The sequence below is a fragment of the Psychrobacter sp. W2-37-MNA-CIBAN-0211 genome, assembly GCF_040309405.1.
GTDB classification, from domain to species: Bacteria; Pseudomonadota; Gammaproteobacteria; order Pseudomonadales; family Moraxellaceae; genus Psychrobacter; species Psychrobacter glaciei.
The window spans coordinates 1-244 of record NZ_JBEOOU010000486.1; the positions used below are offsets into that span (position 1 = coordinate 1).

Annotated in this window: 1 protein-coding gene; it reads right to left on the reverse strand. The window is 46.7% G+C overall.

The features are described from left to right. Positions 1-244: efflux RND transporter permease subunit (locus AAEY72_RS15990; protein ID WP_352311644.1), on the reverse strand; the 244-nt coding region annotated here is incomplete at both ends.

Below are 244 nucleotides of genomic sequence, written 5' to 3' on the forward strand. Positions count from 1 at the left end.
GGTTAAAACGCAATAGTAATGGTTTGTTTATGTCTAATGGCAGCTCAATGGTGTCGATTTTTTCGCGTACTTCAAGGCTTGCCATGTCCATATTGGTGCCCCACTCAAACTCGAGCACCACATCAGACATGCCTGAACGAGAAATTGAGCTAATTTTGCGTAAGCCTTTAACCACACCAACGGCTTCTTCAAGCGGTTTTGACACCAGCTGTTCAATTTCAACGGGGGCGGCACCGTCATAGGC